The 14,142-nt window shown below is 57.3% G+C and carries 13 protein-coding genes; 3 read left to right on the forward strand and 10 right to left on the reverse strand.

Annotated features, from left to right (window positions below):
* Positions 1–8: 8 nt before the first annotated feature.
* From ACR0DU_RS10885 to ACR0DU_RS10895, 3 genes are all read right to left on the reverse strand, one after another.
* On the reverse strand, positions 9–863 hold the full coding sequence (locus ACR0DU_RS10885) for a Hint domain-containing protein (RefSeq protein WP_480874469.1): 855 nt from the start codon (positions 861–863) through the stop codon (positions 9–11).
* A 142-nt stretch (positions 864–1,005) separates the two neighbouring features.
* Complete coding sequence (locus ACR0DU_RS10890; RefSeq protein WP_480874471.1) at positions 1,006–2,376, reverse strand: DNA-packaging protein; 1,371 nt, start codon at positions 2,374–2,376, stop codon at positions 1,006–1,008.
* On the reverse strand, positions 2,285–2,629 hold the full coding sequence (locus tag ACR0DU_RS10895) for a hypothetical protein (RefSeq protein WP_480874474.1): 345 nt from the start codon (positions 2,627–2,629) through the stop codon (positions 2,285–2,287). The genes ACR0DU_RS10890 and ACR0DU_RS10895 overlap by 92 nt, the downstream gene beginning before the upstream one ends.
* 314 nt (positions 2,630–2,943) lie before the next feature.
* Between ACR0DU_RS10895 and ACR0DU_RS10900 the strand changes: the two genes are divergently transcribed.
* Both ACR0DU_RS10900 and ACR0DU_RS10905 read left to right on the forward strand, forming a co-directional pair.
* The gene (locus ACR0DU_RS10900) at positions 2,944–4,701 is read left to right on the forward strand and encodes an adenylate/guanylate cyclase domain-containing protein (RefSeq protein ID WP_480874475.1); all 1,758 of its coding nucleotides are present in this window, start codon (positions 2,944–2,946) and stop codon (positions 4,699–4,701) included.
* Between the two features lie 287 nt (positions 4,702–4,988).
* Positions 4,989–6,248 (forward strand): DEAD/DEAH box helicase, encoded by a 1,260-nt coding sequence (locus ACR0DU_RS10905; RefSeq protein WP_170540578.1) that lies wholly within the window; start codon positions 4,989–4,991, stop codon positions 6,246–6,248.
* Between the two features lie 113 nt (positions 6,249–6,361).
* Here ACR0DU_RS10905 and mltG read toward each other — a convergent pair whose 3' ends face one another.
* The 7 genes from mltG to fabD form a co-directional block, all read right to left on the reverse strand.
* Positions 6,362–7,519 (reverse strand): endolytic transglycosylase MltG, encoded by a 1,158-nt coding sequence (gene mltG / locus ACR0DU_RS10910; protein ID WP_170773193.1) that lies wholly within the window; start codon positions 7,517–7,519, stop codon positions 6,362–6,364.
* Positions 7,520–8,785 (reverse strand): beta-ketoacyl-ACP synthase II, encoded by a 1,266-nt coding sequence (fabF, locus tag ACR0DU_RS10915; RefSeq protein WP_480874478.1) that lies wholly within the window; start codon positions 8,783–8,785, stop codon positions 7,520–7,522. It lies immediately after the preceding gene.
* Positions 8,786–8,989: 204 nt separating this feature from the next.
* On the reverse strand, positions 8,990–9,733 hold the full coding sequence (locus ACR0DU_RS10920) for a 1-(5-phosphoribosyl)-5-[(5-phosphoribosylamino)methylideneamino]imidazole-4-carboxamide isomerase (RefSeq protein WP_010442089.1): 744 nt from the start codon (positions 9,731–9,733) through the stop codon (positions 8,990–8,992).
* A 123-nt stretch (positions 9,734–9,856) separates the two neighbouring features.
* Entirely contained in the window at positions 9,857–10,396 is a 540-nt protein-coding gene (locus tag ACR0DU_RS10925) for a GNAT family N-acetyltransferase (protein ID WP_170779888.1), read from the reverse strand.
* Between the two features lie 139 nt (positions 10,397–10,535).
* Entirely contained in the window at positions 10,536–10,769 is a 234-nt protein-coding gene (locus ACR0DU_RS10930; protein ID WP_008756330.1) for an acyl carrier protein, read from the reverse strand.
* Between the two features lie 209 nt (positions 10,770–10,978).
* Complete coding sequence (gene fabG, locus ACR0DU_RS10935; RefSeq protein WP_010442087.1) at positions 10,979–11,716, reverse strand: 3-oxoacyl-[acyl-carrier-protein] reductase; 738 nt, start codon at positions 11,714–11,716, stop codon at positions 10,979–10,981.
* A gap of 44 nt (positions 11,717–11,760) precedes the next feature.
* Positions 11,761–12,699: an ACP S-malonyltransferase gene (gene fabD / locus ACR0DU_RS10940; protein WP_170472247.1), complete on the reverse strand. Its 939-nt coding sequence runs from the start codon at positions 12,697–12,699 to the stop codon at positions 11,761–11,763.
* A 172-nt stretch (positions 12,700–12,871) separates the two neighbouring features.
* Here fabD and ACR0DU_RS10945 point away from each other — a divergent pair, with 172 nt between their 5' ends.
* Entirely contained in the window at positions 12,872–14,101 is a 1,230-nt protein-coding gene (locus tag ACR0DU_RS10945) for a cytochrome b/b6 domain-containing protein (protein ID WP_480874483.1), read from the forward strand.
* Positions 14,102–14,142: the final 41 nt, after the last annotated feature.

Here is a 14,142-nt window from a genome sequence, read left to right on the forward strand (position 1 = left end):
CTCTGGCCTTACCAAACTAGAACCTTTGCTTCGTTGTTGGATAACATCGGCTTCGCCGCTTTAACCTTCTTGAGATCCGCGATCAGTTCCGGAAAAAGAGCCTTAATTTCCGCTAAGTCCTTGTGACCAAGCTGATCGCCAATAAATAAGCTCTCTGCGACAATCCCATTTGCAAGAACCATTTGATGTTCTTGCAGCAAAATGTGGTGGTAAGTGACTTCGTTGTCGGAACAATCCACAGTGATTCCGGGCAATCCGATCAACGCCTTGGCCGGAACCAAGACTTCTTGTTCACCAAAAAACAGTTCTGCCTGATGACCTTTTAACAACAACCGATGTTGCTGAGATACCTGCAAAGCCCTCTCGTTTTCCAAAGCACCATTCTCTATGATTACTGGCCTAAGCGATGGATTTCGATGGAACATATATCGCGTGACTACTCGACTTCCTTTCCAAAGAATTGGCATTTTGTTGCCGGAAGCGGTTACAACACTGTTCCCCGGTACCAAAGACTCAACCGGCACTTCGCCCTTAGGTGTTTGGATTAGGGTGCCACTTACGAAACAAGGCGGATTACTGGGATCAAGGTCGTTTTCCGTTATTTTCCAGTTACCTGTTCGCATCGGGCCTGTCGGGTTTGCCGTATCGTAAGCATACACCTGCCCCCCAACCTGAATAAACTCGCCAGATTCACCTGTGCCACGATAGTTCCCCTGGCCAAGATAGGTGTATGGTTGGAATGTTTGACCACCGTCGAAAGAAATGGTCGACCCATCAATAATGGCAGGTACCGTGGTGTCCTGTACGATCAGGTCTCCCTGACCGGTTTCATTCACAGTGTGCGCCGATATATCGAACGGCACCAAATTCTCCTTTCGACGTCGATCGCAGAACGGGCGGCGCCATTATATTCAATAATCTGTATTTCTAAAGATGTAACTCCTGATTCACTTTCAACTTTAAGTCATTGGGCGCGGATCGCCGGAAGCAAGAATACTGATGCGATTACAATGCCCTCACCCTAGGCCGTCGATACACCCCCGCGGGCCCCACAACCAGCTCGTGCAACGCCCAGACCAGCGCGTCGACCCGGTCAGGCGAGCCCTGCCCCTCGAACCCCCGCGCGGTCATCTGGCACATCTGCTCCTCCAGCGCGTCCAGCCCGGCCACATGGCGCACCCGCCCCTGCTCGTACAACGCCGCCACAGGTTCGGCCCGCGCGACCTTGCCGCGCGACGCCCGCACCGCGCGATAAGGCACCAGAGGGTCGACCTGCCGCACCACCTCTTCCACCAGCTGCCCGCCCTGATTGACCTCGGCCACCAGCCGCTCGGCCCCGAACTCATCCATCGCGTCAATCGCTGCCTGCGCCCAGCCCGCCGGGCCGACGCCCTGCACCGTCCGGTCGGCCAGCACATAGGCACGCCACTCCTCGGGCGGCCCCTGTAGCTGAGCGCCCACGACCACGATCCCGCAAGCATCCGCATCCGCCCCCGCCGTCACCGCCGGGTCCAGCGCCACCACGATGCGATCCAACGCGGGCACCCGCGCACAGCGCGCCGCCTCCAGTATCGAACACGTCCACAACGCCCCCTCGGCATCCGACAGCAGCACCCCGTCCAACTCCTGCCGCCCCAGCCGCGTTCCCGCATAGCGCGCGCGCACCTCGGCCAGAAACGAGCCCGCCAGATTGGCCCGGTTCGCCTCGGTCGGCGCATGGGTCTGCACGGTGGACGGCGATTCTAGCAAAGCCTTTAAAACCTTCACATTGCGTGGCGTCGTCGTCACACAGACCCGCGGCCGCTCGCCTAACCGGAGTGCAAATTGCAACATGTCCCAAGTCTCGCCTGCCTTCTTCCACTTGGCCAGCTCATCCACCCAGGCCGCATCGAATTGTGGGCCACGCAGCCCCTCGGGGTCATGCGCCGAAAATGCCTGCGCCTCGGCCCCGTTGGGCCAGATCAGCTTGCGTTCGGACGCCTTCCACTGAGGTCGCCGATCTGGCGGAGAGCATTGCAATATCCCGCTATCGCCAAAGATCATCACATCGCGCACCTGATCGAATGTCTCACCGACCAAAGCCACCCGACACGCCTCGCCCTTATCCAACGGCAAAGACCCCTCGACCACCGACCGCACCCATTCGGCCCCGGCCCGTGTCTTACCGGCCCCACGGCCGCCCATGATCACCCATGACCGCCAGTCGCCCTCGGGTGGCAATTGATGCGACATTGCCCAGAACTCGAACAGGAAAGGGAGGGCACACAGCCCCCCCTCCCCGATCTCACTCAGAAATCTGTCCTGCACCGCAGCAGGCGCGGAGGCGAGCCAGCCTGCACCCGATCTCAGATCGTGCCCGATCAAGGTCGAGCGCATAGCCCCCTTGGGCAATTCCGGCTTCTCTGTGATGTTGTTCGACAAAGCTTGTCTCCACTTTCTGGCAACTTCGGATCAGCCCCTCTAGCTGACCCAGTTGCTTGCCTGTTCCGGCAAGGTCTGCATCCTCCCCGGCACCGATCTGTTTTCGCAGTTCTTCCGCTGCCTGGCGCAGATCGCGAATGGACCTCTCAAGCGACACCAACAAGTCAGCCGTCTGAGAAATCCGCTTCTCCGGGGTAATCAAAGTCATGTTTGCGTCTTGACCTCATGCGTAAGTTTTTCCGCACGAGAGAAACGAAAAACGGCCACCGGGTCACCCCGGGGCCGTTGCCCACTTCTTCTAGCATGACACAACCTATACGAGAAACCGCACGCAAAGTCAAGGCTTCATGCAACAGCCGCAACACCCAACGTACTATAAATATTACTTTTTCTTAAACTCTAGCCAAGAACTGGTCCGCCATTCCAGCGTCATCTCAGGCCGATCACTCTATGACACTTGGTAATAACGGCATCAATTCGTAACCTATATGCATCGCGTATCATCTATGGGGCATCGAAACGATGACAGTCGCATTAGATCAAAAGCGTTTCGCTGCCATTTTGGTCATGGATGTCGTTGGGTATTCGCAACTAATTGAGGCGGATGAACTGGGAACCGTGCGGGCAGTGCGGAGTCTACGAAATCGGATCATCCTCCCTGCATTAGAGGCATCGGGGGGGAGATTGGTCAAAACAATGGGCGACGGGTTCCTAGCTGAATTTGGTACAGCAGATGCAGCAATGACTTCGGCGCTCAAGATTCAAAATGCCTGCGTTGAACAAGCACGCGCGGCGCCAGTAGATCGGCGACTATTCCTGCGCATAGGCGCCCATATCGGCAACGTCATTATCGAAGGTGAGGACATCCTCGGCGATGGTGTCAATATCGCTGCCCGCCTCGAAGGGCTAGCACACCCAAGTGGCATCGCGGCTTCTACCGAATTTGCGCATGCCCTACAGAAAGGTCTTGTTGCTCATCTGGATCAGGATGGGCAACACACCGTTAAGAATATCTCGCGCTCACTGACGGTATGGCGTTGGGCAGCGGATCGTGAATTGCAGCATACCGAGCCCAATCAGTCTTTTTCCCCGCCAACGGTTGCTGTCCTTGCGTTTCTGGATCACGCTCCTGATCCCGACCAGTCATTCTTTGCCGAAGGTCTCGCCGAAGACATCATCTCTGCTCTGCAACATATGGGCCGCCTCCCTGTTATCGCCAGCGCGTCGAGCCTTATTATCGATCCCGCTCTTTCGCCGCAGGATGCGGCGCGCGTTCTAGGCGCCCGATATTTGGTCAAAGGAACGGTTCGGCGCGCTGGCAAGCGCATTCGGGTTACAGTTGAGCTGATCGAGGGTGACACTGGACATTCACTTTGGTCCGAAAAGTATGACCGTGATTTCAAGGATCTTTTCGGAATCCAAGACGATATCACTTTGCGCGTTGTCACCGCGCTCGATGTGGAACTGGTCGAGGGTGAGATTGACCGCCTGCGCCAGCAGAGACCACGCCACTTGGGCGCTTGGGAACTCTATCTGCGTGGCATGGCAAATCTGCGCAACGCGGCGCTGCAGGACCTCAAAGAAGCGCAAAAGGACTTTTGTGCCGCCATCGATATTGAGCCGGACTATGGCGAGGCCTGGGCGGCTCTAGGTTGGGCCTACCTAAAAGAGTATGGCTTTGGCTTGTCAAAGAACCGTGACACCGCACTCGAAAATGGGTTCGATGCTGCGCGAAAGGCTCTGTCTCTTTCTAAAAAATCACCATTTGCCCATTACGTTATGTCCACAGCCTATGTCTGGCGCGGAGAAAAAGAACTCAGCCTTAATGAGCTTGAGCATGCAATTCGGCTGAATCCCTATTTCACCCGCGCAAGAGTCGCATATCACAACCGAAAGGAATTGGCCGATCCTTCACAGGGATTGGAAGCCGCCGAAGAGATTCGAAAGGCGCTAGCTCTTTCACCGCGTGAACCTGACCGCGCATTTTATTTCTGGTCCATCGCACGCATCAACCTAGTGGCAGGTGAAGCGTTTGATGCACTTGACTGGGCCGATCGCGCTGTCAGCACACGCCCGACCGACGCCAATATGGTGTTTCGTCGTGCGATCTGCCTTGCAGCGCTTGACCGGGTGGACGACGCATCAAAAGCTTTGGTCACGTGCGAGCAGCTTTCACCTGGAAGTGTCGCGCGCCTTAGTAAATGGTGTCCGTATGAGGACGAACGGGACGACATCCTTTTTTCTGGCCTGGTGCGCCACGGGTTAATCGATCGCAGTTAAACCAGTGTTTTACTGTCTCATCTCCGTAATGTTTGCTTGACAATCGTTCTTCCAACCCGCATGTGCCCCTCAAACAGCGCTACCGCGTGAGCATGTGGGCGACACCGCCCCCCAACAGCGCCCGATTCACCCATAGTTCCCCATCACGCAGGGTTCTTGACGCGACAACCAGATGCTGCAGGAAACGCCTGCGCGTCCTGAGGTTTCGCACAACCCCTGCCGGTCGCGGATGCGGCCCATCACGACTTGCCCGATGGCCATTGCCTCGGGCTGTAAAGGATAGTTATTTGTTTGACTTCGACATGCTGGGCCTCGCGCCCGCTCTGAATGATGCGCTCAAACGCGCCAACTTCACTCAACCTACCCCAATCCAGAACCAGGCGATCCCGCTGGCGCTGAACGGTCACGATATCCTCGGCCTTGCCCAGACCGGTACAGGTAAAACACTGGCCTTCGGTCTGCCGCTGATTGACCACCTGCTGGCTCAGCCCGGTAAACCTGCGCCAAAAACCGCCAAGGCGTTGATCCTTGCGCCCACACGCGAGCTGGTTAATCAGATCGCCGACAGCCTGCGCAACCTGACCAAAAAGACCAAATTGCGCGTTGCCACCGTGGTCGGAGGCCAATCGATCAACAAGCAAATCATGTTCCTGTCTCGCGGCACCGATATTCTTGTCGCCACTCCCGGTCGCCTGATTGACCTGATGGATCGCGGCGCGGTCGATCTGGGTTCGGTCCGTCATCTGGTGCTGGACGAGGCGGATCAGATGCTCGACATGGGCTTCATTCACGCTCTGCGCCGCATCGCGCCGGAACTGGGCACGCCGCGCCAGACCATGTTGTTCTCGGCAACGATGCCGAAGCAGATGGAGGAGCTCAGCCAGGCCTATCTGACAAACCCGCAACGGGTGCAGGTTTCGCCTCCCGGCAAAGCGGCAGACAAGATCACGCAGTCGATCCACTTTGTTGAAAAGCCTGCAAAACCCGCCAAACTTCGCGAGATCCTGTCGGCAGATATGGACGCCCTAACGTTGGTCTTCTCTCGCACCAAGCACGGGGCCGAGAAACTGATGAAAGGCCTCGTTGCCGATGGTTTTAACGCAGCCTCAATCCACGGCAACAAAAGTCAGGGCCAGCGTGATCGCGCGATCAAGGCCTTCCGCGCGGGCGAGATTAACGTTCTCGTCGCGACAGACGTCGCTGCGCGCGGCATCGACATTCCGGGCGTGGCTTACGTGATCAACTACGACCTGCCCGAAGTGCCCGACAACTATGTCCACCGCATCGGTCGTACCGCCCGTGCAGGACGCGAGGGCGAGGCCATTGCCTTCTGCTCGGCGGAAGAGGTCGACCTGCTGCGTCAGATTCAGAAGCTGATGAAGATCGAAATCCCGGTCGCCAGCGGTGAGATGCCCGAAGCAATCGCACCCAAGAAATCCCCACGCCGTCCGAACAATCGTCGTCGTGGCCCGAAACCTCAGCACTCCGGCGCACCGAAGCCGGGCGGTCAGAAACGCCGCCGTCCACGTCGCGCCAAGGCGGCCTAAACAAGAAACGGCCCGGTCGAATGACCGGGCCGTTTCTTTATTGCGGCTATGAATTCAAGCTGTACAAGTCGGACAACATGCCGTTTCAAACCTGTACAAGTCGGACGATCAGATCAGTTCCCTGAATTTCGCTCTGCCTCGATCTCGCGCCACTTTGCGACGTTGCGATTGTGCTCTTGCAGGGTCTCTGCAAAGGCATGACCACCGGTCCCGTCTGCAACGAAGAAGATGAAATCCGTGTTGTCAGGTGCCACCGCAGCCTCAAGGCTCGCAAGACCCGGATTGGCGATCGGGGTGGGCGGTAACCCCTCGATGACATAGGTGTTCCAAGGCGTCGCGCGGCGCAGTTCGCTTTGCCGCAATCCGCGACCCAAGGTGCCCTGCCCCTTGGTCACGCCATAGATCACGGTCGGGTCAGTCTGCAGCCTCATACCTTGGTTCAGACGATTAACGAAAACGCTGGCCACTTGGCCGCGCTCTTCCGGTTGACCCGTTTCTTTTTCGATGATCGAAGCCAGAACCAGCATCTCTTCAGGGCTGTTCAAAGGCAAACCGTCCTGACGCCCCTCCCACGCCGCATTAATTCTAAGCTGCTGTTTTTCCTGCATTTCAGCAAGAATTGCATTCCGATCTTCACCGGGTCTGACCTCGTAGCTATCAGGGGCCAACATCCCTTCGGCAGGCAATTCGGCCACTTCACCGGTCAGCAAATCCATCGCTTTCAGCGACTCGACAATCTGCCAACTGGTGACGCCTTCGGCCAGAGAAATGCGATAGCGCGTATCCGCTTCGCTGCGTTTTTCTGCATAGGCTTCAGGCGCTTCCTCTTCACCGACTACGAAGGATGCGACTTCGTCGAAATCCAGCGTCGCCGGGTTCAGTTCGCGCACGCGGGTCTGCATACGGGTCACACCGATGCGGTATTCGATTTCGGTCCCGCAGGTGCTGGCGCCGCTATGGGTTATGTCGTCGACGATTTGTTCCATCGACGCGCCTTCGCGAACCAGAAAACTACCCGCTTTCAGCTGCTGAGATTTGTCTGCGTAATCAGCAGCTAAGCGGAAAATCAATCCGCTGCTGATCGCACCCTGATCCTCCAGATCACGGCTGACTCTTGTCATGTTAGAGCCCGGCTTTACCTGCAGGCAGATCGCAGTTTCTAGGGGACCTTCGGACTTGTACTGCGACTGCCCCCACAGGATGACGCCACCCATCAGGAACAGGCCAACGATCAGAATAGTCAACGCGTTCGAAGCGAGCGCTCGCCACATTTAGCTGACCTTTCCGAAGATCACACTTGCGTTGGTGCCGCCAAATCCGAACGAGTTTGACAAGGCCACATTGATCTCACGCTCGCGCTTGGCATCCGGGGCCAGATCGATCGGAGTTTCAACTGCCGGGTTGTCCAGATTAATGGTCGGCGGAGCGACCTGATCGCGGATCGCAAGGATCGAGAAGATCGCTTCAATCGCACCAGCAGCACCCAGCAGGTGACCGGTGGCTGATTTGGTCGAGGTCATGGTCGCGTTGCTGGCGTGATCCCCCAGCAGACGCTCGACCGCGCCCAATTCAATCGTATCCGCCATGGTCGAGGTGCCATGCGCGTTGATGTAGTCTAGGTCCTTTGGCTCAAGCCCCGCGCTGCGCAGCGCTGCTTTCATCGAGCGTTCGGCCCCGTCGCCATCCTCAGACGGAGCAGTGATGTGATAGGCGTCGCCGGACATACCGTAACCCAGCACCTCCGCGTAAATTTTCGCACCACGAGCTTTAGCGTGTTCGTAATCCTCAAGAACCACGATACCCGCGCCCTCACCCATGACGAAACCGTCGCGGTCAATATCATAGGGGCGGCTCGCCTTCTTCGGGTCATCGGCATATTTGGTCGACAAGGCTTTGCAGGCGTTGAAGCCTGCGATACCGATTTCGCAGATGCAGCCCTCGCCGCCGCCCGCGATCATCACATCTGCATCTCCGGCGCGGATGATGCGGCTAGCGTCGCCGATCGCATGAGCACCGGTCGAGCACGCGGTCACGACCGAGTGGTTCGGCCCTTTGAAACCATGCCGGATCGATACCTGACCCGAGGCCAGATTGATCAGCGCGCCCGGAATAAAGAACGGTGACACTCGACGCGGACCCTTGTCACGGATCAGATTTGCTGTGTTGGCAATCGACCCAAGCCCGCCAATACCCGAACCGATCAGAACGCCCGTGCGCAGGCGGTCTTCTTCGTCCTCGGGCAGCCAATTGGCATCATTGCAGGCCATCTCGGCAGCCGCGATCGAATAGAGGATGAAATCCTCAATCTTGCGCTGCTCTTTCGGTGGCATCCAATCATCGGGATTGAACGTCCCGTCGGTGCCATCTCCGCGCGGCACTTCGCAGGCATAGGTCGTGGTGACCCCGCTTGCCTCAGCGTCGAAATGTGTGATCGGGCCTGCACCGGACTCGCCGTCCAGCAGCCGCGACCATGTTTCCTCAACCCCACTGGCCAAAGGAGTGACCAATCCAAGACCGGTTACGACGACTCTGCGCATGAAGTGCCTCTTGCCTGCTTCCTGTTATGAGAACCGCTCATACCCCGGCCCGGGGTGCGGGGGCAAGAGCAACGGCAGAATCTGGCTCGGTATCCCCAAACCGGAAATCGTTCAAAACTCTGCCATGTAATCTAAAATGCGTGAAAAAGTGAAAACCCGACCGACATCAAGCATATAACGGCCGGGTTTTCTGTTGCGCTATGTTTACTGGAATTCAGCGACCGGCTCATGCGCCGATTTTGCAACTTCCAAAGCTTCGGACAAATCAACTGTTTTGCGGAACAGTGCGCGACCAACGATTGCACCTGAAATATTCGATATATAGGCAAGGCGCGAAATATCATCTGCAGTACGGACGACGCCGCTTGCAATGATCGGTGTGCGTGATTTCTCGGCGAGACCCGAGATCAGCCCCAGCTGCGCCTCGACATCTTCCATGTCGCTATCGATGTCAGTGACCAAAATGGCCGCAAATGGTGTATCTGCAAATGCTTCAATGAACGCTTCCGGTGTAAAGGCGCTCTGGCTTCGCCAACCTTCGGTCATCACCTGGCCTTGCCAGACATCAACTGCCAATACGATCTGATCAGGATACAGCTTAGCCAGTTCTTTAACCAATTGAGGGTCCCAGGCCGCCAACGTCCCGATTACGATTCGTCCAGCGCCTTTGTTGATCCAATATTCAACCTGCTCGCGCGTCCGCATGCCACCGGCCAACTGCACGGACATTTCGGACGAACGAATGATCTCTTCAACCAGCTCTGCATTGGTGTCACGTCCTTCGATGGCATCGAAGTCCGTCAGTTGCATCCATGCTGCGCCTGCAGCCGACCAGCTTCGCGCGGTCTCTACCGGATTCACATGCCAGATCATCGCGTCATCCAGACGCCCCTTGTCCAGCGTCACACAGCGACCGTTCTGTAGTTCCATCGTGGGATAAATTCTCATGAGCCTTTTCCTCCGCTCACTCAAATGGCAATACCACGATACCATATCTCCGCCGCCCCTCCCATCTTTTCCCGGGATCGGCAAAGTAAATGCCGTTTGCGGCATTGCTCAAGTATAAGCGTTTCAGACCCGCGCCGGGGGTCCATCACGACGAAACAAATGAACCGCCGTGTCGAGGTACTCTGCCTCACGCAGCAACTTGTAGCCCAACTTCTCAGCCAGTCGCTGAGACGCTGCGTGGTCGGCATCAATCAGCGCGACAAGCGGGCCAGGTATGACGCGGTCGAACCAGTCATGCGCGGCTTGGGCGGCTTCGTGCCCGTACCCCTGCCCTTGCAACTCTGGGTCCAGAACCCATCCTGCTTCGGGGAAGCCATCAAAATCTTCTCCGAGCTCGCGGTTGCCGAAAAAGAACCCGGCCTGCCCAATCAGAGTGCGATTCGATTGCAGCAACACACCCCATTGACCGAAACCAGTCATCTGCCAGTGGCCAGCGTTGCGCAGGAAGGAATCCCAGGCCTCGCCACGCGTCTTCGGGGTGCCACCGATATGTCGCACAACTTTCGGATCACGCCAGATCTCGGCGAAACGGTTGAAATCCTCCGGGCGCATCGCACACAAGGTCAGACGCGCAGTATTGATCATCGGGATGGATCTTATCATGCCCTTACCCGCTCATTTTTTGCCTCAAGCGCCAGATTGCGAATTCTCAACAGATCAAGGCAAGCGCGAATTACGTCAGGCACAAAAAAACGGCGCTTCCGTTGCCCGGAAGCGCCGCTTTTGTCTTAGAACGATAAGCTTAGGAAGCTTCGCTGATGAATTTGACCGCGTCGCCAAATGTCTGGATGGTCTCGGCAGCGTCGTCCGGAATCTCGATGCCGAACTCTTCTTCGAATGCCATTACCAGCTCAACGGTGTCCAGGCTGTCTGCGCCCAGATCGTCGATGAACGAGGCATTTTCAGCAACCTTGTCCTCTTCAACACCCAGGTGCTCAACAACGATCTTCTTTACGCGATCTGCGACGTCGCTCATGTCTATTCCTCATTTCATTTCAGGGCTGTCCGCCCGGTTCTGCCCTTGCCCGTTCGGGATGGACTTGTTTTGCCCTTTCCGGGCGGTTTGGGTCCCGGGTCCCCGGGAAATCAGAGAACCGGCCCTTGGACCGGTTCCTGCGCATATGCGCCGCCTATAGCACAGACAACGCACAAGGCAAACGCTTTCGCATCCGCCCCGAATTGCGACTACAACATGGCCATACCGCCATTCACATGCAAGGTGCTTCCGGTAACATAACCTGCTTCGGGGCTTGCAAGATACAGCACAGCGGCTGCGATCTCCTGTGGATCACCCATACGACCTGCCGGAACCTTGAGCAGCAGACCCTTCTTTTGCTCATCGGTCAGCTTCTCGGTCATTGCGGTGGTGATGAAGCCCGGCGCAACCGCGTTCACAGTGATGCCGCGGGTTGCCACCTCATGCGCCAGCGCCTTGGAAAAGCCGATCATACCGGCCTTGGAGGCGGCATAGTTCGCCTGACCCGGGTTCCCGATCGCAGCCACTACCGACGAAACGTTCACGATCCGGCCCCAGCGCGCCTTCATCATGCCCCGGATCACGCCTTTGCACAGCTTCATAGTGGCGGTCATGTTCACGTCGATCACGCTCTGCCACTCTTCATCTGACATGCGCATGAACAAGTTGTCGCGCGTGATGCCCGCGTTGTTGACCAGAATATCGACCGAGCCCATCGCCTCGACTGCCTGTTTCGGCAGTGCTTCGACGGCCTCGGGATCGCTCAGGTTGCAAGGCAGGACATGCGCACGGTCGCCCAGACTGTCAGCCAAGGCTTGCAGAGGCTCTACTCGCGTTCCGGAAAGGCCAACAGTGGCACCAGCGTCGTACAGAGCGCGAGCGATATCGCCTCCAATTCCACCCGAAGCACCAGTGACTAGCGCATTCTTACCTGTCAAATCAAACATCTATGTTCCCTCTCTGGCCGCCGAAACCGGCGACTGTCTTTTGTTTATGCGCCGGGGTTAACGGCTTTTTGTACGTCTTCAGGCGATCCAACCGCCGTGCAGGACAGCGCACGATCAATCTTGCGGATCATGCCAGACAAAGCTTTACCCGCGCCGATCTCCCACACCTCGGTCACACCTTGTGCGACCATGTACTGCACGCTCTCTCGCCACCGAACCGAACCTGTGACCTGTTCCACCAGCAGCTGTCGGATCACATCCGGATCGGTCACAGCATCGGCCCGAACATTCGCGACCAACGGCACGGCAGGTGCCTTGATTTCCACGGCAGCCAGAGCGTCTGCCATTACATCTGCAGCAGGTTGCATCAGCGCACAGTGAAATGGAGCACTTACAGGCAACATAATCGCGCGTTTGGCACCTTTTTCCTTGGCAATCTCGGCAGCGCGTTCAACAGCGGCCTTTGCACCCGAGACGACGACCTGAGTCGGATCGTTGTCATTGGCAGCCTGACAAACTTCTCCCTGCGCGGCCTCTTCGGCCACCAGACGCACTGCTTCTAGGTCCAGACCCAGGACTGCGGCCATTGCGCCTTCACCTACTGGTACAGCGCTTTGCATCGCCTGTCCGCGCGTCCGCAACAGCCGTGCGGTATCAGCAACCGACAAAGCACCGGCAGCGGCCAAAGCCGAGTATTCACCCAGCGAGTGTCCCGCCACATAGGACGCCATCGAGATTGACGCCCCTTCAGCCTCCAGTGCACGCATCGCTGCCATCGATGTCGCCATCAACGCAGGCTGGGCATTTTGCGTCAGCGTCAATTCAGCAATATCGCCTTCCCAGATCAGATCGCTCAGCTTTTCGCCCAAGGCCTCATCGACCTCATCGAAAATGGCGCGCGCGGCGGGATAGGCGTCGGCCAGTGCTTTGCCCATTCCGATGGTCTGGGCGCCCTGCCCCGGGAAAACGAATGCGCGTGTCATTGCAACCTCATGGATGACGTTAGATTGCGGCGGGGTGTAAACTGACTGACGACGCTGCACAAGCGTTGCATGCGTTCTGCATCAGGACACCTTGTCTGTGCATTTCTCCGCCTTGTGTCCGCACAGCATCCCTTTAACTTACCCGCAACCCAGAAATGCGGAGAGCTAAACAATGCCCCTGACAAATACCCAGTCCAGCTATGGTGGTGTAACCAAAGCATTTCATTGGTTGACTGCACTGCTGATCCTGACGGCTCTGCCACTGGGTTGGTTCGCGAATGAACTGGCCCACGCGATATATGATCCAAACATCCAAACGACCGAGGATGATATCGCCCGCGCGGCCCGGCTATTTTCGTTGCATAAGACCGTCGGGGTCACCGTGTTCTTCGTGGCTCTGGCACGAATCCTCTGGGCTCTAAACCAAACAAAACCCGGTCTGCTCAACGCCGATAACAAGCCCGAGGCCTTTGCCGCTGAAACCGTGCACTGGTTACTTTACGGTTCGCTGATATTGGTTCCACTCAGTGGCTGGATCCACCACGCCGCCGCCGAAGGCTTTGCCCCAATTCTCTGGCCGTTCGGTCAGAACCTGCCGTTTGTTCCAAAATCGGCATTTCTCGCCGAGCTAACCGCCGCCTTTCATTGGTTATTCATCTTGGTACTGGCCGGATCGCTCTTGCTACATATCGCGGGTGCGTTGAAACACCATGTCGTGGACAGAGACAGCACTCTGCGCCGCATGCTGCCGGGTCGATCCGAGGCGCCACAGCCACCAGCACAGCACCATTCGACCGTACCCGCGTTTGCCGCTTTGGCAATATGGGCTGCGGTGCTCGTCGTCGGCTGGGCCACTGGCGAGTTTGACGACCACGGCAAAGCCTCGGTGGACACTGCAGAGCTTGAAGATGTCCAATCAGAGTGGGAAGTTGAGGAAGGCACCCTGTCGATCACGATTTCCCAGTTGGGGAGCCCGGTGACCGGTGAATTCGCCGACTGGACTGCGGCGATTGCGTTCGAGGACCCCACCGAACCGGGACTGGCGGGATCGGTCGATGTGACCATTGCGATCGGATCACTCAGCCTTGGTACGGTCACCGATCAGGCGATGGGTGCGGATTTCTTCGACAGCAAGACATTTCCCACGGCTCAATTCAAAGCTGATCTTCTCAAAACAGAAACAGGCTACGAAGCACGTGGGCCTCTGACGATCCGGGATAAATCGGTTGATGTTGTTCTGCCGTTCACGCTGGAGATTGCGGACGACGAAGCGACCATGTCCGGCAGTCTGGAGCTCAACCGCATGGATTTCAACGTCGGCACATCGCAACCCACTGAAGATTCGTTAGGCTTCACTGTCGCTGTCACAGTTGAATTGACGGCAGAGCGCGACCAGGAATGAAAAAACCGCCGGAGGGTTGCCTCCGGCGGTAACAGAGTTCG

The organism is Ruegeria sp. G2, from assembly GCF_056533505.1.

Excerpts from the sequence above, each read along its gene's own strand:
- ACR0DU_RS10890 (WP_480874471.1), bottom strand. The coding sequence starts at position 2,376 with ATGCGCTCGACCTTGATCGGGCACGATCTGAGATCGGGTGCAGGCTGG.
- ACR0DU_RS10895 (WP_480874474.1), bottom strand. The coding sequence starts at position 2,629 with ATGACTTTGATTACCCCGGAGAAGCGGATTTCTCAGACGGCTGACTTG.
- ACR0DU_RS10900 (WP_480874475.1), top strand. The coding sequence starts at position 2,944 with ATGACAGTCGCATTAGATCAAAAGCGTTTCGCTGCCATTTTGGTCATG.
- mltG (WP_170773193.1), bottom strand. The coding sequence starts at position 7,519 with ATGTGGCGAGCGCTCGCTTCGAACGCGTTGACTATTCTGATCGTTGGC.
- fabF (WP_480874478.1), bottom strand. The coding sequence starts at position 8,785 with ATGCGCAGAGTCGTCGTAACCGGTCTTGGATTGGTCACTCCTTTGGCC.
- ACR0DU_RS10920 (WP_010442089.1), bottom strand. The coding sequence starts at position 9,733 with ATGAGAATTTATCCCACGATGGAACTACAGAACGGTCGCTGTGTGACG.
- ACR0DU_RS10925 (WP_170779888.1), bottom strand. The coding sequence starts at position 10,396 with ATGATAAGATCCATCCCGATGATCAATACTGCGCGTCTGACCTTGTGT.
- ACR0DU_RS10930 (WP_008756330.1), bottom strand. The coding sequence starts at position 10,769 with ATGAGCGACGTCGCAGATCGCGTAAAGAAGATCGTTGTTGAGCACCTG.
- fabG (WP_010442087.1), bottom strand. The coding sequence starts at position 11,716 with ATGTTTGATTTGACAGGTAAGAATGCGCTAGTCACTGGTGCTTCGGGT.
- fabD (WP_170472247.1), bottom strand. The coding sequence starts at position 12,699 with ATGACACGCGCATTCGTTTTCCCGGGGCAGGGCGCCCAGACCATCGGA.
- ACR0DU_RS10945 (WP_480874483.1), top strand. The coding sequence starts at position 12,872 with ATGCCCCTGACAAATACCCAGTCCAGCTATGGTGGTGTAACCAAAGCA.